The 21211-nt window shown below is 71.1% G+C and carries 17 protein-coding genes, 1 tRNA gene and 1 other RNA gene; 12 read left to right on the forward strand and 7 right to left on the reverse strand.

The window, feature by feature from the left end; translation table 11 throughout:
• The first annotated feature begins 125 nt into the window (after positions 1 to 125).
• Together AC3EUV_RS07710 and AC3EUV_RS07715 are read left to right on the forward strand one after the other, a co-directional pair.
• A complete protein-coding gene (locus tag AC3EUV_RS07710) occupies positions 126 to 2057 on the forward strand; it encodes an ABC transporter ATP-binding protein (RefSeq protein WP_435602494.1) in 1932 nt (643 codons plus the stop codon).
• A 287-nt stretch (positions 2058 to 2344) separates the two neighbouring features.
• Complete coding sequence (locus AC3EUV_RS07715) at positions 2345 to 4000, forward strand: APC family permease (RefSeq protein WP_435602495.1); 1656 nt, start codon at positions 2345 to 2347, stop codon at positions 3998 to 4000.
• Positions 4001 to 4034: 34 nt separating this feature from the next.
• On the opposite strand, the gene AC3EUV_RS07720 is transcribed toward AC3EUV_RS07715, so the two are convergent.
• Positions 4035 to 6074: a TerD family protein gene (locus AC3EUV_RS07720; protein WP_435602496.1), complete on the reverse strand. Its 2040-nt coding sequence runs from the start codon at positions 6072 to 6074 to the stop codon at positions 4035 to 4037.
• Positions 6075 to 6387: 313 nt separating this feature from the next.
• Between AC3EUV_RS07720 and AC3EUV_RS07725 the strand changes: the two genes are divergently transcribed.
• Positions 6388 to 6714: an SHOCT domain-containing protein gene (locus AC3EUV_RS07725; protein WP_435602497.1), complete on the forward strand. Its 327-nt coding sequence runs from the start codon at positions 6388 to 6390 to the stop codon at positions 6712 to 6714.
• Between the two features lie 260 nt (positions 6715 to 6974).
• On the opposite strand, the gene AC3EUV_RS07730 is transcribed toward AC3EUV_RS07725, so the two are convergent.
• From AC3EUV_RS07730 to AC3EUV_RS07740, 3 genes are all read right to left on the reverse strand, one after another.
• A complete protein-coding gene (locus AC3EUV_RS07730; RefSeq protein WP_432140377.1) occupies positions 6975 to 7619 on the reverse strand; it encodes a DUF305 domain-containing protein in 645 nt (214 codons plus the stop codon).
• Between the two features lie 93 nt (positions 7620 to 7712).
• Positions 7713 to 8135: a DUF6153 family protein gene (locus AC3EUV_RS07735; protein WP_435602587.1), complete on the reverse strand. Its 423-nt coding sequence runs from the start codon at positions 8133 to 8135 to the stop codon at positions 7713 to 7715.
• Positions 8136 to 8247: 112 nt separating this feature from the next.
• Positions 8248 to 8571: a hypothetical protein gene (locus AC3EUV_RS07740; protein ID WP_432140467.1), complete on the reverse strand. Its 324-nt coding sequence runs from the start codon at positions 8569 to 8571 to the stop codon at positions 8248 to 8250.
• A gap of 739 nt (positions 8572 to 9310) precedes the next feature.
• On the opposite strand from AC3EUV_RS07740, the gene AC3EUV_RS07745 reads away from it, so the two are divergent.
• On the forward strand, positions 9311 to 9718 hold the full coding sequence (locus AC3EUV_RS07745; RefSeq protein ID WP_432140376.1) for a hypothetical protein: 408 nt from the start codon (positions 9311 to 9313) through the stop codon (positions 9716 to 9718).
• Between the two features lie 34 nt (positions 9719 to 9752).
• Positions 9753 to 11063, forward strand: a complete 1311-nt coding sequence (locus AC3EUV_RS07750) for a VanZ family protein (RefSeq protein WP_435602498.1) — start codon at positions 9753 to 9755, stop codon at positions 11061 to 11063.
• Positions 11064 to 11261: 198 nt separating this feature from the next.
• Here AC3EUV_RS07750 and AC3EUV_RS07755 read toward each other — a convergent pair whose 3' ends face one another.
• Positions 11262 to 11942 carry a response regulator transcription factor gene (locus AC3EUV_RS07755; protein ID WP_432140374.1) on the reverse strand — a complete coding sequence of 227 codons (681 nt, stop codon included), beginning with the start codon at positions 11940 to 11942 and terminating at the stop codon, positions 11262 to 11264.
• Between the two features lie 82 nt (positions 11943 to 12024).
• On the reverse strand, positions 12025 to 13260 hold the full coding sequence (locus AC3EUV_RS07760; RefSeq protein ID WP_435602499.1) for a sensor histidine kinase: 1236 nt from the start codon (positions 13258 to 13260) through the stop codon (positions 12025 to 12027).
• A gap of 140 nt (positions 13261 to 13400) precedes the next feature.
• On the opposite strand from AC3EUV_RS07760, the gene AC3EUV_RS07765 reads away from it, so the two are divergent.
• Together AC3EUV_RS07765 and AC3EUV_RS07770 are read left to right on the forward strand one after the other, a co-directional pair.
• The gene (locus AC3EUV_RS07765; RefSeq protein WP_432140372.1) at positions 13401 to 14600 is read left to right on the forward strand and encodes a serine hydrolase domain-containing protein; all 1200 of its coding nucleotides are present in this window, start codon (positions 13401 to 13403) and stop codon (positions 14598 to 14600) included.
• 63 nt (positions 14601 to 14663) lie between these two features.
• Entirely contained in the window at positions 14664 to 15860 is a 1197-nt protein-coding gene (locus AC3EUV_RS07770; protein ID WP_432140371.1) for a serine hydrolase domain-containing protein, read from the forward strand.
• A gap of 304 nt (positions 15861 to 16164) precedes the next feature.
• Here the strand turns inward: AC3EUV_RS07770 and AC3EUV_RS07775 are convergent.
• Positions 16165 to 16252 (reverse strand) — tRNA-Ser (locus tag AC3EUV_RS07775).
• A gap of 130 nt (positions 16253 to 16382) precedes the next feature.
• On the opposite strand from AC3EUV_RS07775, the gene ffs reads away from it, so the two are divergent.
• The 5 genes from ffs to AC3EUV_RS07800 all read left to right on the forward strand — a co-directional run bounded on the left by ffs (position 16383) and on the right by AC3EUV_RS07800 (position 21020).
• Positions 16383 to 16481, forward strand: an RNA gene (gene ffs / locus AC3EUV_RS07780) — signal recognition particle sRNA small type.
• Positions 16482 to 16527: 46 nt separating this feature from the next.
• Entirely contained in the window at positions 16528 to 19197 is a 2670-nt protein-coding gene (locus tag AC3EUV_RS07785; RefSeq protein WP_432140344.1) for a DNA polymerase III subunit gamma and tau, read from the forward strand.
• Positions 19198 to 19363: 166 nt separating this feature from the next.
• The gene (locus AC3EUV_RS07790) at positions 19364 to 19714 is read left to right on the forward strand and encodes a YbaB/EbfC family nucleoid-associated protein (RefSeq protein ID WP_078889642.1); all 351 of its coding nucleotides are present in this window, start codon (positions 19364 to 19366) and stop codon (positions 19712 to 19714) included.
• 51 nt (positions 19715 to 19765) lie between these two features.
• Positions 19766 to 20365: a recombination mediator RecR gene (recR, locus tag AC3EUV_RS07795; protein WP_018089931.1), complete on the forward strand. Its 600-nt coding sequence runs from the start codon at positions 19766 to 19768 to the stop codon at positions 20363 to 20365.
• Entirely contained in the window at positions 20358 to 21020 is a 663-nt protein-coding gene (locus AC3EUV_RS07800) for a DUF5063 domain-containing protein (protein ID WP_042150613.1), read from the forward strand. Before recR ends, AC3EUV_RS07800 begins: the two co-directional genes overlap by 8 nt.
• The last annotated feature ends 191 nt before the right edge of the window (positions 21021 to 21211 follow it).

Genomic DNA, 21211 nt, shown 5'->3' on the forward strand with positions numbered 1-21211 from the left:
CGCCCGAGCAGCGACGATATGACGTAGCGACCATGCACCTTCGCAGCTCACGCCGGCGCCCGGAGCGCCGTGAAGCGTCGCCTCAACACAGCACGGAGCCCCCGCCTGTGGGACGGGGGGCGTCCGTGTCGAAGCAGGACGGTGACGCCGCAGTCCTCTCCGCGGCCGGACCGCGGGCCGCCGCGCGACCGCCCCTGGAGCCCGGTGCGGACCGGGTCCTGGGCAGCGGCCTCGTGGCGGATGCCCCGATCCGCACCAGGCGGGTGGGGTTCAAGGAATCGGTGCGGCGCTTCTGGCCGCTGACCCGGGGCGACCGGCGCTGGATCCTCCTCGTCTGTCTGAGCGCCATCCTGGCCGCGTTCGCGGAGACCGTGGCCATCCTGGTCTTCGCCAACCTCACCGACAACGCCCTTCAGAAGGGCTCGGTCAGCGCCTTCTGGGCACCGGCCGGTCTGTGGCTGGGCGTGGCCGTCACCGGCGGGGTGGTGGGGTATCTGGGCAACTCGCTCGCCGCATGGACGGCCGAGCGCTTCGTGATGCGGCTGCGGGCCCGGGTCTTCGCCCACCTCCAGAAGCTGCCGCCGCACTTCTTCCAGCGCAACCGCCGCGGTGACCTGGTCGAGCGGATGACGGGCGATGTGGACGCCATCGAGCAGCTGGTGGTCACCGGGCTGGTGCAGGCGGCCACGGCCGTATTCGGCGTCATCTTCTACGCCGGCGCCGCGTTCTGGCTGCGCTGGGACATGGCCCTGGTCACCTTCGCCCTGGCCCCGCTCTTCTGGATCGCCACCCGCCGTTTCACCGGCCGGGTCAAGGAGGTCTCCCGCCGGGAGCGCGCGGCCGACGGCGCCATCACCTCGGTGGTCGAGGAAGGGCTGGTCAACGTCGTCCTGACCCAGGCCTACAACCGGCAGCACGACGAGCAGGAACGCCTCCGCCGCGAGGCCCGCCGCTGGCTGCGGGCGTCGGTGACCAGCGCCCGCCTCAACGAGCTGTACGAGCAGATCGTCGAGGTCCTGGAAACGCTCTGCGTCCTGGCGATCATCGGCCTCGGCGCGTGGGAGATCTCCGCGGGGCGGATGACGCTCGGCGAGCTGCTGGCCTTCGCCGCCTTCGTCGGCTACCTCTACCCGCCGATCCGCGACCTCGGCCAGCTGGGGCTGACGGTCACCGAGGCGACCGCCGGATCCGAGCGGCTGCTGGAGATCCTCGACGCCCGCCCCGCCGTCACCGACCCGGACCCCGCCACCGTCGTCCCGGCGCCGAACCGCGCGGTCGGAGCGGTGGAAGCCTGCCGGGTGCACTTCCACTACCCCGGCGGCGAAACGGAGGTCCTCCAGGACTTCTCGTTCAGCGCGGTGCCCGGGGAACTGGTGGTGATCACCGGGCCCAGCGGTGCGGGCAAGTCGACACTCGCCGCCCTGCTGCTGCGGTTCTACGACCCGGACGCCGGCAGCATCCGGCTCGACGGTGTCCCCGTGAACCGGATGCCGCTCGACCGGCTCCGCCGCAACATCACCCTGCTGCCCCAGGAGACCCTCGTCCTGCACGACACCGTGGAGGAGAACATCGCCTGCGGACGCGACGACGTGACCCACGGCGATGTCGTCCGCGCCGCCCGCGCCGCCGACGCCGAGGTGTTCATCGCCGCCCTCCCCGACGGCTATCAGACCGTCATCGCGCCCGGCACCTCCCGGCTCTCCGGCGGCCAGCTCCAGCGCGTCGCCATCGCGCGGGCCATGCTGCGCGACGCCCCCGTACTCGTCCTCGACGAGCCCACCACCGGCCTGGACACCCTCGCCACCCAGCGCATCCTCGGGCCCCTGCGGCGCCTCGCCGAGGGCCGCACCACCATCGTGATCACGCATGACCTCGACCTCGCCGCGGACGCCGACCGCATCCTGGTCCTGGACGAGGGACGCCTGGTGGAGTCCGGCACCCACGCCCAACTCCTCGCCCGCCACGGCCTGTACGCCACCCTGTTCCACGCCCATCCGCCGCCCCACAACGGCTCCCCACAGCCCCTCGCCCACCCGTCAACCAGTCACTGGCGGTAACGGAAAACGGCGCCGCACCCGCACCTCCCGAGGTCTGCGCACGCCCCGCGATCCCCACCGGACGAGCGCCCGCACGGCCCCACAACCACCCCACAAGCGCCCGCCCGCCCGTCACCGGCCCACCCGCCCGGCACCGGCCCACACGGCCCGACGAGGGAACTCCCCGCCCAAACCGGAACCTGACGCGCCGCTACGCGTTTACTCTCCGTACACGGGCGACGCGCCGCGCGCCGGCAGCGCGGGCCCGCGTCCCAGGACGAAGCCGGCCCGGTGAACCAGGAGCGCGCGTGAGCAAGGCAGCCGTAGCGGGGAGCGAGAGCGCGGGCGGTGGCCGTCATCTGCGCCGGGCGGTCGGATTCTGGGGGCTGATGTTCCTCTCCCTGGGGTCGATCATCGGCTCCGGGTGGCTGCTGGGCGCCCTCACCACCGCCGTCATCGCCGGCCCGGCCTCGCTGATCTCTTGGGTGCTCGCCTCCACGATGCTCGCCGTGCTCGCGCTGGCCCACGCGGAACTGGGCGCCACCTACCCGATCGCGGGCGGCACCGCCCGTTTCCCGTTCTTCGCCTTCGGCCCGCTGACCGGCTTCACCGCGGGCTGGATGTCCTGGCTGCGGTCGGTGCTGATCTCCCCCATCGAGGTCGAGGCCACGCTCTCCTACCTGGACCGCATCGGCTGGATCCACGACCGGGTGCAGATGCTGCACCCCAACGGCACCCTCACCACCCCGGGCCTGATCATCGGCACCGTCTTCATGATGATCTTCACCTTGATCAACGTCCTCGGGGTCCGGCTGATGGCCGGGATCAACTCGGTCACCGCCGTGTTCAAGACGGCCGTACCCCTGCTGACCGTCATCGTCCTGATGACGCTGTCGTTCCACAGCGCGAACTTCACCGCCGGCGGCGGCTTCGCCCCACACGGCGCGCACGGTGTCTTCGCGGCCCTGCCCGCCGGAGTGGTGTTCGCGCTGCTCGGCTTCGAGCAGGCCATCCAGCTGGCCGGTGAGGCCCGCAATCCCCAGCGCGACATCTCCCGGGCGGTGGTCGTCGCCATGGCCGTCGGCACCGCCCTCTACCTCCTCCTCCAGATCGCCTTCATCGCCGCCCTGGACCCCGGCGCCCTCACCCGCAGCTGGGACAACCCCGTCGGTGCGGGCAACTTCGGCCCCTACGCCACCCTGGCCACCGCCGTCGGCGCCGGCTGGCTGGCGACCATCCTCTACGTCGACGCCGTCATCTCCCCGGCCGGCACCGGCCTCGTCTACATGGCGGGCGCCGCGCGCCTCTCCTACGCCATGGGACGCGAGCGGGTGCTGCCCCAGCCCCTCACCCAGGTCGGCCGCAGCCGGGTCCCGGTCATCTCGACCCTCCTCGCCTTCGTGGTCGGCGAGCTCGCCTTCCTGCCCTTCCCCAGCTGGCAGGCCCTGGTGGGCCTGGTCACCTCGGCAGCGGCGATCATGTACGCCTTCGCCCCGGTGTCGCTGCACGCCCTCCGCATCCGGGACGGCGACCGCAACCGCCCCTACCGGCTGCCCGCCGGCCCGGTAATGGCCCCCCTGGGCTTCGTCTTCGCCAACCTGATCTTCTACTGGTCCGGGTACGAGGCCGACTGGAAACTCGGCATCGCCGCCCTCCTCGGCTTCGTCTTCCTCGTCCTCACCCGCCGCGGCATCCCGGCCGCCGAACGCAGCGTCCTCCGCGCCCGCTCCGCCCTCTGGGTGTGGCCCTGGCTGTGCGGCATGATCCTCATCGCCCGCTTCGGCCGCTACGGCGGCACCAACGCCCTCCCCGACTGGTGGGACCTGGTCATCGTGATCGTCTTCAGCCTGGCCATCCACTACACCGCGGTACGACTGGCCATGCCCGCCGAGGCAGTGAACGCGGCCGTGGAGCACGAGGAGGAGGGGGAGTCGGTGCCTCCGGCGCCGGGCTCGGCCCGCTAACGGCCGGATCCGCGGCCGGGGAACCGTACGGAGGTCAGCCCACCCCGTCCGAAGCACGCGCGGGCCGCCGTTCGGGCGGCGGCAGATGAGCGACCACGCTCGCGTAGAACTGGTCCAGGGCCTCATCGACGCTACGGATGAATCCGGAGGCGGCGCTGCCCCGTGTGGCGCCCATGCCCTTGAACAACGACAGCCGGAAGCCGGTGATCACGTCCCCGCCCTTGGGCAGCATGTCGGCCGGTTCGGGACGCAGCCGTTCCAGGGTGCCGCGTGGGCCGTTGTTCCCTTCGACGAGGGTCTCGACGTGGAGGTCCGCGGGCGCCTTGGCCAGGAGCCGGATCATCCGCTTGGCGGAGGTGAGCGGATAACTGCCGTCAGGGGCCGGGACGTCGATGGAGGTGCGGAGCTTGCCGGTGCGCAGATCGGCGGTGAGGGCGAGCACCCCGGGCGCACCGTCGACGCGCAGTTCGGCGGACAGACGCCCCTCGTCACACAGCCGGTCGGCGAGCACGGCCCGCCGGTCCTGCGGATCGGTGCCGCGCCTGCCGCGCTGTACCGGCAGCGCCTTCTGGCCGAGTTCCCCGCCCAGCCGGAGGCAGACCTGCCGGATGAGCCGCTCCCAGCTCTCCACGACCTCCACCGCGCGGGCGTCCCCCCGGCACAGGGTCTCCGTATCGATGCCGTTCCGCACCGGCACCCAGGCCGGGCCCATGTTCTGAAAGCCGTGGCAGCCGGAGTTCTCGTGCTGGAGATAGTGCAGGAGCTCCTGAAGGAGCCAGGCGTGGGCGGCATTGCCGACGCCCTCGTGCCGGATCAGCGTCTGCGCCTGGTAGGTGACCTCGGCCCACGACAGATGCCACAGCGCGACCTTGTGCTTACGCCGCCCGTCCGTCTTGACCTGCACCAGCGGACGGCCTTCCAGGGCCACGTCGTTGGAGAGCGTGATCACGGCCTCGTAGCCACGACGGGCCGCGATGTCCAGATAGTCCTGAACCTGCTCGGACCGCAGCGGGTTCCCGTTCGTCTTCGTCTCCACCAGCGCAGTCCACAACTTGCCCGCCCGCTCCACCCGGATCACCCCGTCCGGGCGCCTGGGGCTGTCCCCGTGCGGCAGCGCGACCTCGGTGAACGTCTGCATCCGGCCGGCCGGCGCACCGAACGCGGCGGTGAGCCGACGGCCGAACTCCGGAACCTCCGCCATGACCGACAGCAGCACGGAAGTGGCCCGGCCCTCCCGCTCCCGGTCGCTCTTCAGCGAGCCCGCGGGGAAGAGCCGTGCGGCCCGCCAACTGTCGTTCTCGGCCAGCGACTTCTTCTCCGCCCTGGGCAGCGTGACCTTCTTCTTGGCGGTACGCGGACGCCGGGGGCGGGCAGCCGCGACCCCGTCCGGCGCCGTCGCGCGAGGCGCCTGCGCGGGCAGCGCCACCCCCGGCGCGGCCGCCGGCGCCGGCGGCACCTTGCCCCCGGACCCCACCTCCCCCGCGCCCCCCTCCGCGGACACCTCGCCGCTCTCGCCGCCCTCCTCGTTCCCCTCGTCCACGTCGATGCCGAAGTCCGTGGCCAGCCCCGCCAGCCCGGTCTCGTAACCCTGGCCGATGGCCCGGAACTTCCACTCCTCGCCCCGCCGGTAGAGCTCACCGAACAGGAACGCGCTCTCCGTGGTGGCCCCGGCGATGGTGTAGCCCAACAGGGCCTCACCCGCACGATCGGCGAGCGTCAGCCGCAGATCGTCCAGCTCCCCGAAGCGGGCGTCGCCGTACTGACTGGCCGCCAGCACCGCGCGGTCCACCTCGGGCGGCATCGCGGTCAGATCGAGGCTGATGCGGTCCTCGCTGCCACTGCCGGTAGGTGTCTTGCCCAGCAACTGCACACTGCCGTCAGGGGAGGCGGGGTTGTTGTAGAAGAAGAAGTCGGCATCACTGCGCACCTTGCCGTTGCCGCCCAGCAGCAGTACGGACACATCGGCGTCCCCCGCCCCCGCCGCGCTGCTCCAGCTCAGACTCACGATCACGGAGCCGGTGTCGTCGCTCAGGGCTGCCAGGCCGACGTTGGCGCCTTTGGTCATCTCGTGCATGCAGTCCCCCAGACGCGCGGCGGCACTCGGGCATGCCCAGGCAGCCACGACATGTCGATCCGTGACGCAACGTGTACTCGCTGCGCACGGATTGCACCGTAGCGCCCACGGCGGGCGGACGCCGAGATGATGTGAAGAAAGGGGCCTGACGAGGAACGACGCCCGCCCTGGCCGACGGAATTCCCGGCGCCCCGGGGCGCGCGCCGCACCCATGGCTCCCCGCCCCCGATCGAGAGACCATGGAAGGGCATGGAGCCGAGGTCCCCTGCGGGCACCGGGCCCGCACCCCGTGTCACGCGGGAGGTGGAGGGCGATGTTGTGTTGGTACGGACGCCATGGCGGCGGGTGGGCCTGGCTCGCGATGTCGATCAGCATCTTCCTGTTCCTGGCGCTGCTCTTCGTCATCGCTCTGCTGATCGTCCGCGCCCTGGGCCACTCGGCCCCCGCCCGCACCGAGCCCCCGGTGACCCGCGGCGGACCGGCCGCCGAACAGATCCTGGCGGAGCGGTACGCCCGCGGTGAGATCGACGAGGAGGAGTACCGCCGTCGGCTGGCCACGCTTCGGGGGGCACCGCCGGGTGGGCCGCCGCCGGGTGGGGCGCCACCGGGTGGGGCGCCACCGGGTGGGGCGGCGCCTTGAGGTGACTCTGTACTCCGCGCACTTCGCAGTCCGGCGCCGATGTCTGACTGGCGCCGGTCGGCCCACCGGCCCGCCGTTTGGACGGAGGGCCGACGGACCGACGACAACGGTCAGGCGGCGTACGGCCTGCCGGTGGTTACGGCGGATGCCCGGTGCGGGCGGCCGTCACCACCGACAGCTACGCCCTGCCGCCGGTAGCTACCGGCGGCCGCACTGGTGGCTATCGGCCACCGGCTGCCGCACCGAAAGTGGCGAGCGGCTCACCCCTTCCCCTTCCCCAACAGCCCGTTCATCCGCGCGATCTCCGCCTCCTGGGCCTTGATGACGGCGTCGGCCAGCGTCTTCGCCGGGCCGTAGGCACCCTTCTCCTTCTCGGTGCCCGCCATCTGCACCGCGCCCCGGTGATGCCCGACCATCATCTCCATGAAGGCCGTGTCGAAGTCCTTGCCGGACTTCTTCTTCAGCGCGGCCATCTCCTTGGCGCTCATCATTCCGGGCATGCCGGAGTGCCCGGAGTGATCCATGCCGGGCATCTCCTCCGGCACCTGCTCGCCCCAGGCCGTCAGCCACCCGGACATGGTCTTGATCTCCGGGTCCTGGGCTTGCTTGATCTTGGCGGCGAGTTCCTTCACCTGGCTCGACGAGGCGCGGCCGGCGGCCAGGTCGGCCATCTCCACGGCCTGCCGGTGGTGCGGAATCATCCCCTTCGCGAAGGCCACATCGGCGGCATTGTGCGCGCCGGCCGAAGCGCTGGGCGCGGAGCCGGACTTCGACGGGGAGTGGTGGGCGGACGTGCCGCCACTGTCATTGCCGCCACAGGCGGCCAGTACCACCGCGGAGGCGGCGGTGGCCGCCACGACTGCGAGGCGACGCGTGAACGAACGGTTGGTCTCGGACCTACTCATGACTGGCTGAACTCCTGGAAAAGGCAGCGGTATGGACATGCCGAACGACGGCACCGCGCCCTTGAGCGGGGCGTCTGTGCCGTCGGGGTGTTCCTAGATCCGCAGGAGTTGGAGTTCGGCCAGATCGGGCGGCGCCCGCCCGCCGTCCCGTTTGCTCGGTGCGCCCACGCCCACCGCGTCGGCGGGCTGAACGGGGCAGCCGAGCGAGGGAGTCAGCGCCGGTGGCGCGGGCGGCCCGTGCAGCGCAGCGGACGCACAGGTCGAGTCCGCGTGATGGACATGTCCGGTGTCACCACAGTCACCGTCCCCGGGGCAGTGCGCGGCGACCGTGGTCACCACGGTCGCCATGGTCATTCGGTGCTCGCGCTCGCGCTCGTGCTCGTGCGCGGACGAGGGGGCGGCAACGGCAGGGCCGAGCCCGTGCATACCCAGCAGCCCCGCGAGCAGCCCGAGCACACACCACACGGGCCACCGCCGTGCGGCGGCCCGTGGCGGAACGAACGGGCGGCTGGACATCACGCCTTCATGCTAGGCAGCAGCCGCAAGACGCGAACGAGCGGCTCCCCCAAGGGAAGGCAGCCGCTCGGTTCGATCACGGACCCCTCAAGCCCACCTGGTGACGGACCGGTCAGAGGCGACGAACCCGAGCGGCGATCCCATGCCCCAGCAGCAGGTAAAGCGCCGCGGGCAGACCGTAATTGAGGAATACCCGCACCCCTTCGCCGTCCATGGTGAAGATGTCCTGCGACCACCAAGCGAGCGCGTCAGCCACGCCGTGGACGAATTCGACGAAGACATTTCCCTGGTTTGCTTCGAGCAGGTACAGCAGTATCCACAGGCCCAGGAAGCCGGCGGCCACATCCCCGATCGTGTGGATGACCAGCGCAGCCCGATTTGCGCCGAGACCGGACCGGTTGTGTCCATAGCCGTCATGGGAGTGGTTTGCGGGCATGGGTTCGTGGGTGTTGTTCATGTCTTGGTGTTTGCCGCGCCCGACTAAGCGAAACCACCCCTATGCCTGCGATTCGATAACCACTCGGCAACATCAGCGACCACCCGCTTTCCCGCGCCCCACTGCGCCGCATTTCGACGTCTTCCCATTCCCCCGAGAAGCTGGTCCGCCGTTACACCGATTTCCCCACCCGAAAGGGGAGTTGGCGCGGTCCCGGGTGCGCTGGGCTTCCCCCACCGCCAAGATCACGGCTCCTCCCGTACGCGGCGGCCACCCGACACCCGCCACCGCGCCGGCGGCCCCGGTCGAGCTTCCGCCGCGCTGCCGAGCGCACCCTTGCCGCAAATCGGTAATGTCACGACTGCACCACGCGCCGCCGGCCTCCACACCTTCCGGCCGGCCTCGGCTACGGGATAAGCGCCGCCGGGCAATTCCCCCGAGCTCGAAAATCCCTCGCAGTCCCGGACAGGAATTCGGGACATAGGTGCGTCTGAATCGCACGGTCGGCGAACGCATGGCAACCCGACTCTCCGTAGCCACCGTAGCCGGCCAAACTTTGACCAGTTCGGTAACGGCAATTCAGGCCACTGCCCGCCGCCCGAAAAGTGCTTGCCCGGGCGGCTGGTCCCGCATAGGATCGTCTCATGGTTAAGCGCCGCTATGACGCTTGCCGAATTCAGGGAATTTGGTATCTCGGTTTGACCATCGAGATACCCGGGGGGACAAGGGGGATTTACGCGTGAGTTTCTTCTCGCGGAAAACGGTTCGAGGCATTGCTGTCGGCGGAGCGCTGATTGCCGCCATGGGGGCCACTGCGGCGTACGCCGGTGGCTCCACGAGCACCAAGCTGGACAATGGCCGACTGTACTTCGAGGCTCATAACGGGCGGGATATCGGCCAGTCGTCCTCGAAGTTCTTCACGGGCATCAAGTACACCAAGACCGGCGGTGGCGCTGCGACCGCGCAGCTGCAACTCCACACGGACGACATTGTCCTGAAGGGCAAGGTGCGCACGGTCAAGAAGGGGCAGTCGATCAAGGCCGGCTGGTCCAGTCCGGTAAGTGACGCACCGGACTGCAAAGCCGTCGGGGTCATGATTGCGAATGGCAGCTGGTACGAAACCCCGTGGGTTCATCACCTTTGCTAGGTCTCCCCTTCCGTCCTCCTGAAAGATAGACCTGGTGATTGAAGCATCCATCGGTGCACTCCCCGGCCTGATCTCGGCAGTCCTGGTGACCGCGGTACTGCTGGGCGTTCCGTCGGCCATGGTGGCGAAGGCCAGGGAACAATCCGTCAGCCTCGCGCTCCTGTTCGCAGTGGCCCTGGCCGGCGTGCTCACCGTGACACTCATGCCAGGAGGCGGAGGCTCCGGGCAGGCCGGCATCTGCGATGTCGGCCTGCCCTATGGGGCTTTCCTGACTTCCGAATCGGCGCGCCTCAACGTCCTGCTGTTTGTCCCCGTGAGTTGTTTCGCCGTACTGCTCTTCCGGCGCCCGGTCATGACCCTCGCCGGCACTTTGGCGCTCACGTGCGGTATCGAATGGGTGCAGTCATGGACAGATATGGGCCGTGCATGCAGCTATGACGACATCAAGGCGAACAGCCTGGGAGGCATCCTCGGTGTCGCTCTCGGAATCGCAGGCTTGTGGGTCCACAAGCGCCGCCCGCCGTTCTCCCGCAAAGATCTCGTGTGGGGTGCCGGTGCGGGCGCGCTAGGGGCTCTGCTGCTCACCGCGTCCTTCGCCATCGCGGTGAAACCGGTGCACGGGGAAGAGGAAACCCAGCGCTTGCGTGCGAGGGCTGCTGACATGCTGGAGCAGGACGCCTGGATGGAACGAACGGTGGCCGAGCTGTACGGCAAGGAAGCACGGGCCACGCGGAGCTCCAGCGAAAAGCTGAAAGACGGGCATTGGCGCCTGACGGTGGAAACCTCACGGGGGACCGTCGTCGCTCGGTGGCCGGACAGAAAACTCGAATTCCTCAGGCCGAAGTCGGGAGAAAGCGGCACCGGATCTCTCTCCGTGGCCGAGCGGCGCGCAGCCGGGGAGCGGTTCGCCAAAAAGTGGTTCCCCCGCGAGGTAGCGGGCGCCAAGGCCACCGCTACCGCCCTTCACGGTAAGCACGGCCCCTTCGTACTGACTTACCGCCGCTATATGAAGGGAGTAATGATGCCGATGCGGCTGGATTTGAGCGTTTCGTCCGCCGGCCGCGTCCTGAGTATGGCCGCGCGAAGTACGCAGGATCCCAAGCTCCCGGAGGCCACCGTCACGAAGGCCGCCGCGAAGAAACAGGCCGAACGTGGAGCCGGCAGCTCGGTGGCGAACCCGGTGAAGCTGCTCGCGCAGCGCGTCGACCACGCCTGGCGTCCGGTATGGATGGTCGCCCTCGCGCCGGGACCACAACAGAGGGCCGAGTCCACGGTCTTCATCGATGCCGTCACCGGCGATCAGGTCACACCGGAACCCGTCGAAGCCGGCAACGCCCAGAACTGACCTCAAGGCCCGGAACGCGAGCGCCGCCGCCCCACGGGAATCGAGACCGAGAACCGCGAAGGGCCCCACTGCAAGCGGTGGGGCCCTTCGACGTTGTGCCCGGTGAGAGCACTGGCGGAGGATACGAGTAGCTGTGGAGTTACGTCGCGGCCGGTGCTGAGCAACCTGCGGGCGACCGCGCAGAGGGGCGGAAGCCGGTCAGCCGGCGAAGCCCGGGACCACCAGGCCGGACTCGTACGCGATCACCACCGCATGGGTCCGGTTCTGCGCGCCGAGCTTGGTCAGCACGTTTCCGACGTGGGTCTTGACCGTCTCCAGGCTCACCGTGAGGGACTCCGCGATCTCCGGATTGGAGAGCCCGGTGGCCATCAGGCGCAGCACCTCCTCCTCCCGGCCGGTCAGGGCGGCGTGCGGCAGGGCCTTGGCGGAGCCCAGCGGGCGGGCGGCGACCATGCGGCCCAGTGCGGCCGGGAAGAGGACCGCTTCGCCCGCCGCCACCACCCGGACCGCCTCGGCGATCTGACGGACCGGGAGGCGCTTGAGGACGAAGCCGCTGGCGCCCGCGCTGAGGGCGGCGGTGACGTAGCCGTCGTTCTCGAAGGTGGTGATCACCACGACCTTCGGCGGGTCGGCCGCTTCGGCCAGCAGTTGGCGGGTGGCCTCGATCCCGTTGCGACGCGGCATCCGTACGTCCATCAGGACCACGTCCGGCCGCAGGCTCCGCGCCCGCTCGACCGCCTCGACGCCGTCGGCGGCCTCGCCGACCACCGTGATGCCCGGCTGTGCGGCGAGCAGCATGCGCAGGCCGCTGCGGGTCACCTCCTCGTCGTCCGCGATCAGGAGGGTGACGGCGGGGCTGGTGACGGGGGGAAGGGGCATGCCTTCGCCCGCGTCGGATCCACTCACGCCGACACCCGTACCGGCAGCCGGAGGGCCATACCTTCGCCCGCGTGGGATCCACTCACGCCGACGCCCGTGCCGGCAGCCGGACGGCCAGCCGCCAGTGCTGCGTCCCGTCCGGGCCGGCCTGGAACTCACCGTGCAGCAGCCGGACGCGCTCGGCCAGTCCGGGCAGACCGTGGCCGGAGGTCGGGAAGGCCCCCGGGCCCGTCCGTACCCCGGTCCGGTTGACCACCGTGAGATCCAGTCCGCCCGGCCCGGCCGCCACCCGGGCCACGATCGGGCCGCCCGCCCCGTGGCGCAGCGCGTTCGTCAGCCCCTCCTGGAGGATCCGGTACGCCGCCCGGGACAGCGTCCCTTGCACCTGCGCCAGGTCGCCCGACAGCTCCGGTTCCACCACCGCGCCCGCGTGCCGCAGGCGGTCCAGCAGCTCGGGGAGGTCGGCCAGGGTCCGGGTCGGCGCCGTCCCCGACTGTTCCTCGCGCAGCACTCCGAGCACGTAGTCCAGGTCCTCCAGCGCGGCCCGCGTCGACTCCTCGATGCTGCGCATGGCGGCCCGCGCCGTCGCCGGGTCGGCGGAGAGCGCCTCGCCCGCCACCGCCGCCTGGATGGTGGCCGCCGTCAGCGTGTGCCCGATCGAGTCGTGCAACTCGTGGGCAATCCGGTTGCGTTCGGCCAGCAGCTGTTCCCGCTCGGCGGCCAGCGCGAGCCGTTCGGCCGCCGACGGCCCCAGCAGCCGTGGCGCCGCCCACCGCAGGGCCTTCGTCACCAGTACGCAGATGGCTACCGCCAGCAGGATGCACACGGCCGCCACCACCCAGCTCCACCCGCCCGACACCCGGACCGACGTGCCGAACAGACTCGCCCGCGCCTCGGCGCCGAGCCAGTTCCCCGGCAGTGAGAGGCCCATGATGAACAGCACCCCGCTCGCCAGCGCCCCCGTCCAACCGATGGCCACGTGCAGCACCAGCCAGAGCGGGGTCCGCCAGCGGTCGAGGCCGAGTGAACCGGAGGGCCGGCGACCGGCCACCGGATTCGGCAGCGGCACCCGCAGCAGCCGGCGGGCCGACACGACCAGCGCCCGTCGTACGGGGCGCGCCAGGCCGACCACGCCGACCAGTACCGCCCAGACCAGCAGGACCAGGACGATCTGTACGCTCTCGGAAGCGGATCGCCACGACAGCGCCGGCAACAGGGCGAAAGGCAGCAGCGGAAGGCTCGCCAGCGCGCCGCAATAGGCGAACAGCACACCCGCATACGTGGAGCCGCGCAGCAGCGGCCGAATTCCCCTGGTCATGGGCGCCAGTATCGCCGGGCAGCCCCCCGGCAGCCTCCCCCGATCGGGGGAGCGATTTCTCCCGCCTTCCCGCGATGCGGTCAGCGGGCCCTGGAAACCAGGATCGTGCCTCGACCAAACGATTCCCCAGGAGTTGACTTATGCGTGCTCAGACCCGGCAGGGCCTTCGTTCCTCGACCCGGCAGCAGGGCGGCAGACGGCGACGAGCCGTGTCGGCCGCGGCCGCGGTGGCCATCGGCGTCATGACGCTGGGCGCCCTCGCCCCGCCCGCCGCCTCCGCCTCCGATTCCGCGGCCTCCGCTGCTGCCGCCGCCAGGCCGGACGCCGTCCAGCAGGCCCTGAACACGCTGGTGCGCGATGACGGGATGCCTGCCGCGCTGGCGAGCGTCCAGGACCGTGACGGCCGCATCCGCACCTACACCGCAGGAGTGGGCGACCTGACCACCGGCTCGAAGGTGCCCAGGGACGGCCAGGTACGGATCGGCAGCAACACCAAGGCGTTCACGGCGGTGGTGGTCCTGCAGCTGGTCGGCGAAGGGAAGATCGGCCTCGACGCCACCGTCGACACCTACCTGCCCGGCCTCGTCCGCGGAAAAGGGATCGACGGGCGCCGCATCACCGTCCGCCAGCTCCTCCAGCACACCAGCGGACTCCCCGAGTACGGCATCCACGTCGACGACGACGAGATCAGGAACCGGTACTTCGAGCCCCGCGAGCTGCTCGACATCGCCCTCCGGTACAAGGCCGACGCGGCTCCGGGGACGACGTGGGGGTACAGCAACACCAACTACGTCCTGGCCGGCCTGATCGTCCAGAAGGTCACCGGCCGCCCCCTCGCCGAGGAGATGGACCGGCGCATCTTCAAGCGCATCGGGCTGCGCCACACCTACTTCCCCACCCCCGGCGAGATGACCATCCGAGAGCCGCACCCCCACGGTTACCACCGCAACCCGGCGAACACACCGCTGCGCGACTTCACGGAGATGGACCCCTCCGCAGGCTGGGCCGCAGGCCAGTTGATCTCCACCAACTCCGACCTCAACCGCTTCTTCACCGCGCTCCTCGCCGGCCGCCTCCTCCCGGCGGCTCAGCTCGCCGAGATGCGCACGACCGTCCCCGCCGGGACCTCCGGCCTCCGCTACGGGCTGGGGCTCACGAGCAGGCCGCTGTCGTGCGGCGGCGTCTACTGGGGCCACGGCGGCGACATCGCGGGGTACGAGACCCGGGGCGGTGTCACCGACGACGGCCGCGCCGCCAACGTCGCGGTCACCAACATCCCGACGGACAAGGCAGCCACGCAGCACGTGAAGGACGCCGTGGACAGGGCCCTGTGCGGCTGAATCACGCACCCGGCAACCCGGCAAACCCGAACAACGCTCCAACGATTCCTCAGGAGTTGACTCATGCGTGGACAGACACGGCAAGGGCTTCGCTCGCCATGCCGGCAGCCGGGCACGCGGCGACGGGCCCTGCCTGCCGCGGCCGCGGTGGCCATCGGCGTCATGACGCTGGGCGCCCTCGCCCCGCCCGCCGCCTCCGCCTCCGATTCCGCGGCCTCCGCTGCTGCCGCCGCCAGGCCGGACGCCGTCCAGCAGGCCCTGAACACGCTGGTGCGCGATGACGGGATGCCTGCCGCGCTGGCGAGCGTCCAGGACCGTGACGGCCGCATCCGCACCTACACCGCAGGAGTGGGCGACCTGACCACCGGCTCGAAGGTGCCCAGGGACGGCCAGGTACGGATCGGCAGCAACACCAAGACCTTCGTCGCGGTCGTCGTCCTCCAACTCGTCGCGGAACGGAGGGTGGACCTGGACGCCTCCGTCGACACCTACCTGCCCGGCCTCGTCCGCGGAAAGGGGATCGACGGACGGCACATCACCGTCCGCCAGCTCCTCCAGCAGACCAGCGGACTCCCCAACTACAGCGACCACCTCGGGGACGACGTCCGGTACTACACACCCCGCGAACTGCTCGCCACAGCCCTCCAGCACCCGGCCGACGTCGCCCCCGGGACGAGTTGGAAGTACAGCAACACCAATTACCTGCTCGCCGGCCTGATCGTCCAGAAGGTCACCGGCCGCCCCCTGGCCGAGGAGATCGACTGGCGCGTCATCCGACGCGCCGGGCTGCGCCACACCTACTTCCCCGCCCCCGGTGACGCGAGCATTCGGGAGCCCCACCCCCACGGCTACTACCGGGAATCGGCGGACGCGCCGCTGCGCGACATCACGGAGATCGACCCCTCCTGGGGCTGGGCGGCAGGCCAGATGGTCTCCACCGGCTCCGACCTCAACCGCTTCTTCACCGCACTCCTGGCCGGCCGCCTCCTGCCCTCGGCCCAGCTCGCCCAGATGCGCTCCACCGTCCCCGCCGAAGCGACCTTCGGCCCCGGCGCCCGCTACGGACTTGGACTCGTCAGCAGGCCGCTGCCGTGCGGCGGCCTCTCCTGGGGCCACGGCGGCAGCTTCCCGGGGTACGAGACCCGAGGCGGCGCCACCGACGACGGCCGCGCCACCAACGTCGCGGTCACCCTGCAGCTCACCGACGAGGCGGGCCGGAGGAATCTCGAACGCGCCGTGGACACCGCCCTGTGCCGCTGAACCTCGCCGAGGGCGTTCCGTGAAGCAAAACGACCGATGGGCCCGACATGGGGTCGGGCCCATCGGTCTCATGTGTGCGCACAGCCGCCACATCGTCACCGCCCACGACGTCGGCCCGGCCGATCTGGAGGGCCGCCCGGTCGCCCACCTCGTGAGGGAACTCCTTGATCGCTGGAGCCTGGATCACCTGATCAGCGATGGCCTGCTCTTGTGGACAAAGGCCAGGACAACGAGGGCTGAGACAACGTCGAAGGGCCCCACCGCAAGCGGTGGGGCCCTTCGACATCGTGCCCGGTGAGAGCACTGGCGGAGGATACGAGATTCGAACTCGTGAGGGGTTGCCCCCAACACGCTTTCCAAGCGTGCGCCCTAGGCCACTAGGCGAATCCTCCGCCGCAAACAATACAAGACGTTGGGGAGTGCTCGCGACCATGATCCTCGGGAGGGGATGGCGGGGGGTGGGGAGTGGATCGGAGGTGGGGCCGGGTTCGTTTCTTGGGTGGGGGATCCGCTACTCTGGTGCGCAGCCCCTCACGTGGCGCTATCTGACTGAACTCCCCCAGGGCCGGAAGGCAGCAAGGGTAGGTTGGCTCTGGCGGGTGCGTGGGGGGCGCTTGCGTTTGCGGGGCCCCGCCGGTTGTCAGTGCGGCCCGATATCGTCGTATGCGTGTCGTCCCTTGCGCTGTACCGCCGCTACCGGCCCGAGACCTTCGCCGAGGTCATCGGGCAAGAGCACGTGACCGATCCGCTCCAGCAGGCTCTGCGGAACAACCGGGTCAACCACGCCTATTTGTTCAGTGGCCCGCGTGGCTGCGGCAAGACGACGAGTGCGCGGATCCTGGCGCGCTGCCTCAACTGTGAGGAAGGTCCCACCCCCACACCCTGTGGAAAATGCCAGTCGTGTGTGGACCTGGCCAGGAACGGCCGGGGCTCCATCGATGTGATCGAGATCGACGCGGCCTCGCACGGTGGTGTGGACGACGCCCGTGAGCTGCGGGAGAAGGCGTTCTTCGGGCCGGCCAGCAGCCGCTACAAGATCTACATCATCGATGAGGCGCACATGGTGACCTCCGCGGGCTTCAACGCCCTGCTGAAGGTCGTCGAGGAGCCGCCGGAGCATCTGAAGTTCATCTTCGCGACGACCGAGCCCGAGAAGGTCATCGGGACGATCCGGTCGCGTACGCATCACTATCCGTTCCGGCTGGTGCCGCCGGGGACCCTGCGGGAGTACCTCGCCGAGGTGTGCGGGCGCGAGGACAGCCCGGTCGAGGACGGGGTGCTGCCGCTGGTGGTGCGGGCCGGGGCCGGTTCGGTGCGGGACTCGATGTCCGTGATGGACCAGCTGCTCGCCGGTGCCGGTGCGGACGGTGTGACTTATGCCATGGCGACGGCGCTGCTCGGGTACACCGACGGGTCGCTGCTGGATTCGATCGTGGAGGCGTTCGCCGCGGGGGACGGCGCGGCGGCCTTCGAGGTCGTGGAACGGGTCATCGAGGGCGGGAATGACCCTCGGAGGTTCGTCGCCGATCTGCTGGAGCGGCTGCGGGATCTGGTGATCCTGGCGGCCGTGCCGGACGCGGGGGAGAAGGGGCTGATCGACGCCCCCGTGGATGTCGTGGAACGGATGACGGCGCAGGCGTCCGTCTTCGGGGCGGCCGAGCTGAGCCGGGCCGCCGACCTGGTCAATGCGGGGCTGACGGAGATGCGCGGGGCGACCTCGCCGCGGCTCCAGCTGGAGCTGATCTCTGCCCGGGTGCTGCTGCCCGCGGCGTACGACGACGAGCGGTCGGTGCAGGCGCGGCTCGACCGTCTGGAGCGCGGTGCGGGCGCGGCGCTGCTGGGCGGGGCCGGCGGTATGGGCGGCGGTGCGGGCGCCGGGGGAGGCCCCGGGCTCGGGGCGCCGCCCGTGGTGGCGTCCGGTGGCGGACCCGCGGCCGGTTATGTGCCGGGGCCGGAGGCCCATCCGCCGATGCCGGCGGGACCGTCCGGGCCGGCCGCCGCGCGGGCCGCGGTGCGGGGCGCGGTGAGTGGCGGCCCGTCCGGTGGGGCAGGGGCTCCGGCCGCCGCCCCGTCGGCGCCGACGGCCGGAGCCGGGGCCGGAGCCGGAGCCGGGGCATCCGGCGGGCCGGTGGCGGCGCAGGGTGGCGGGCAGCAGCAAAGCGACAGCGGTGGCGCGGGCGCGCCCCAAGGCGGCCCGGCGGACGCTCCGCACGGCGGCCAGGGCGGCCAGGGCGGCCAGGGTGGCCAGGCCGGTGAGGCAGTGGCCCCTCGGCCCGGCGCCTGGCCCGGCAGCGCGGGCCGGGGCCCCGGCGGCGCCCCGGCGGACGCTCCCCAGGGCGGCCAGGGCAACCAGGGCGGTCACGGCAGCCAAGGCGGCCAAGGCGCCCAGAGCAGTGAGACAGCGACCCCCCGACCCGGCGCCTGGCCCGGCAGCGCGGGCAACGCCACACCCACCGGCCCCGCAGCCAACAATGGCGGTGCTGCCGGACGCCAGCCCGGTGGCTGGCCCACGGCCGTGGCGCCGGGGCAGGGCGGTCAGGCGCCGCAGGGCGCGGCTCCCGCGCCGCCGGCCGCGTCCGGGCCGCCGGCCGGGGCGCCCGCGCCCGCGGCCCAGCAGCCGCCGCCGGCCGCCGCGGCCCCGGGGGCGGCGCAGGGTGCCGCCCAGGTGCGGCAGATGTGGCCGGACATCCTGGAAGCGGTGAAGGACCGCCGCCGTTTCACCTGGATCCTGCTGAGCCAGAACGCCCAGGTCTCCGGCTTCGACGGCACCACCCTCCAGATCGGCTTCCCCAACGCCGGTGCCCGCGACAGCTTCGCCAACGGCGGCAGCGAGGACGTCCTCAAGGACGTGCTGGCCGAGCGGTTCCAGGTGCAGTGGCGGGTCGAGGCGATCGTCGACCCGTCGGGCGGCGCCGGTCCCGCGGCCGGTGGTGGCCCCCGCGGCGGCGGGGGCGGCGGCTTCGGTGGCGGTGCGCCCGCCGCGCCGCAGCAGAGCGCGCCGCAGCCCCCGCCCCAGCAGGGCGGCCCGTCGGCGCCCACGTCGTCCGGCGGCCAGTACGGGCAGGACGGTGGCAGCGGCGGCAATGGCGGCGGTGGCGGAAGCCAGGGTGCGCGGATGGCCCGGGAGGCCGTCTCCGCCCCGTCGTCCGGGGGCGGCGGCCAGAGCACGCCCGCGGCGGAGTCCTCGTACCGTGCGCCGGAGCCCCCGCCGACCTCGATCGAGTACGACATGCCGGCCGAGGACGACGCCGATCTCGTCGACTCCGCGCTCAGCGGACACGACCTGATCGTGCGCGAACTGGGCGCGACGGTGCTGGAGGAGTTCAACAACGAGTAGGCGCCGACGGCCACCGCGTAGGCGGGGTGGGTGGGGCGAAAGCGGGTAACCGGGCGTACGCCCGGCGTACATCCGTGCTCCTCCCTACGGCGTAGGGCGCGGGGCCCGTGAAACACGTAGGCTCGGGCTACCGCACCAATCGTTGTCGTATGGCAGGAGTCACGTCGTGATCCCCGGTGGTCAGCCCAATATGCAGCAGCTGCTTCAGCAGGCCCAGAAGATGCAGCAGGACCTCGCGGCAGCCCAGCAGGAACTGGCGGAGACACCCGTCGAGGGTTCCGCGGGCGGTGGTCTGGTCAAGGCGACGGTGACCGGCTCCGGAGAGCTCCAGGGCCTGGTCATCGACCCCAAGGCGGTCGACACCGACTCCGCGGAGGAGACGGCCGAGACGATCGCCGACCTCGTGCTGGCGGCGGTCCGGGACGCCAACGCCAGCGCCCAGCAGCTTCAGCAGCAGAAGCTCGGTCCGCTCGCCCAGGGTCTGGGCGGTGGCGGAATCCCCGGTCTCCCCTTCTGAGGAGTAGCCAACTAGCGTACGCACCACGGCAGAAGAGAGAGAAGACGTTCCGTGTATGAAGGCGTGGTCCAGGACCTGATCGACGAGTTGGGCAGGCTGCCCGGCGTCGGTCCCAAGAGCGCGCAGCGGATCGCCTTCCACATTCTTCAGGCCGAGCCGACCGATGTCCGCCGGCTCGCGAACGCGCTGATGGAGGTCAAGGCGAAGGTCCGGTTCTGCGGTACCTGCGGCAATGTGGCGCAGGAGGAGCAGTGCCGGGTCTGCCTGGACCCGAGGCGCGATCCGGCGGTCATCTGCGTCGTGGAGGAGCCCAAGGACGTCGTGGCGATCGAGCGGACCCGCGAGTTCCGCGGTCGCTACCACGTCCTCGGTGGGGCGATCAGCCCGATCGAGGGCGTCGGCCCCGACGACCTGCGGATCAGGGAACTGCTGGCCAGGCTCGCGGACGGCACCGTCACCGAGCTGATCCTGGCCACCGACCCGAATCTGGAGGGCGAGGCCACGGCCACGTATCTGGCCCGCATGATCAAACCCATGGGCCTGAGGGTGACGCGACTGGCGAGCGGTCTGCCGGTCGGCGGCGATCTGGAGTACGCGGACGAGGTCACGCTGGGGCGGGCCTTCGAAGGGAGGAGACTTCTCGATGTCTGATGCCACGCTGCACAACGCGACACAGGACCCGGACGACTTCGCGGTATCGATCTCCGATTCGATCGAGAGCTTCATCGTCGCCGTGACGGAAGTCGCCAAGGGTGACGAGCCGGACAGCGCGGTGCCCTTCCTGCTGCTGGAGATCTCCCAGCTGCTGCTCACCGGCGGCCGTCTGGGCGCTCATGAGGACTTCGTCCCGGACGAGCGGTACGAGCCGGACATCGGCCCGGAGCCGGATGTCGACGAGCTGCGCGAGCGCTTCGCGAACCTGCTCGACCCGGTGGACGTGTACTCCGAGGTCTTCGACCCGTATGTGCCGCGCAGCGAGCCGGTCGCCAGCCGGATCTCCGACGACCTGGCCGACATCATCACCGATCTGCGGCACGGTCTCGCGCACTACCGCGCGGGCCGGGTCAGCGAGGCCCTGTGGTGGTGGCAGTTCTCCTACCTCTCCAACTGGGGCCCGACCGCCTCCGCCGCCCTGCGGGCGCTCCAGTCGCTGGTCGCCCACGTACGCCTCGACCAGCCGCTGGACGAGCTGGACGGCCTGGACACCGACAGCGGCGTCAGCGGCGACGAGGAGCAGCTGGCCGAGGAGGCCGGGAAGGTCATGGCGGCGGAGATCGCCGGGCCGCTGGGACTGCGGGGGATGTGAGCCCGGGGGCGGCCGCCGGGGCGGGATTCTCCGGCTCCATGGACGTCCTCGCCGTAGCCGGACCCTGTGACCTGGGTTACGTTTCCGTGTGTACCGGCCTGGAGCGGGCATGTGCTCGCCGAGCGGGCGCAACGGTGCGCCTTGTGGAGCCGCCGCGGGACGTGGAACGCACGAGCCAGGTGAACACGGTG

The sequence above is a fragment of the Streptomyces sp. bgisy130 genome (assembly GCF_057708345.1).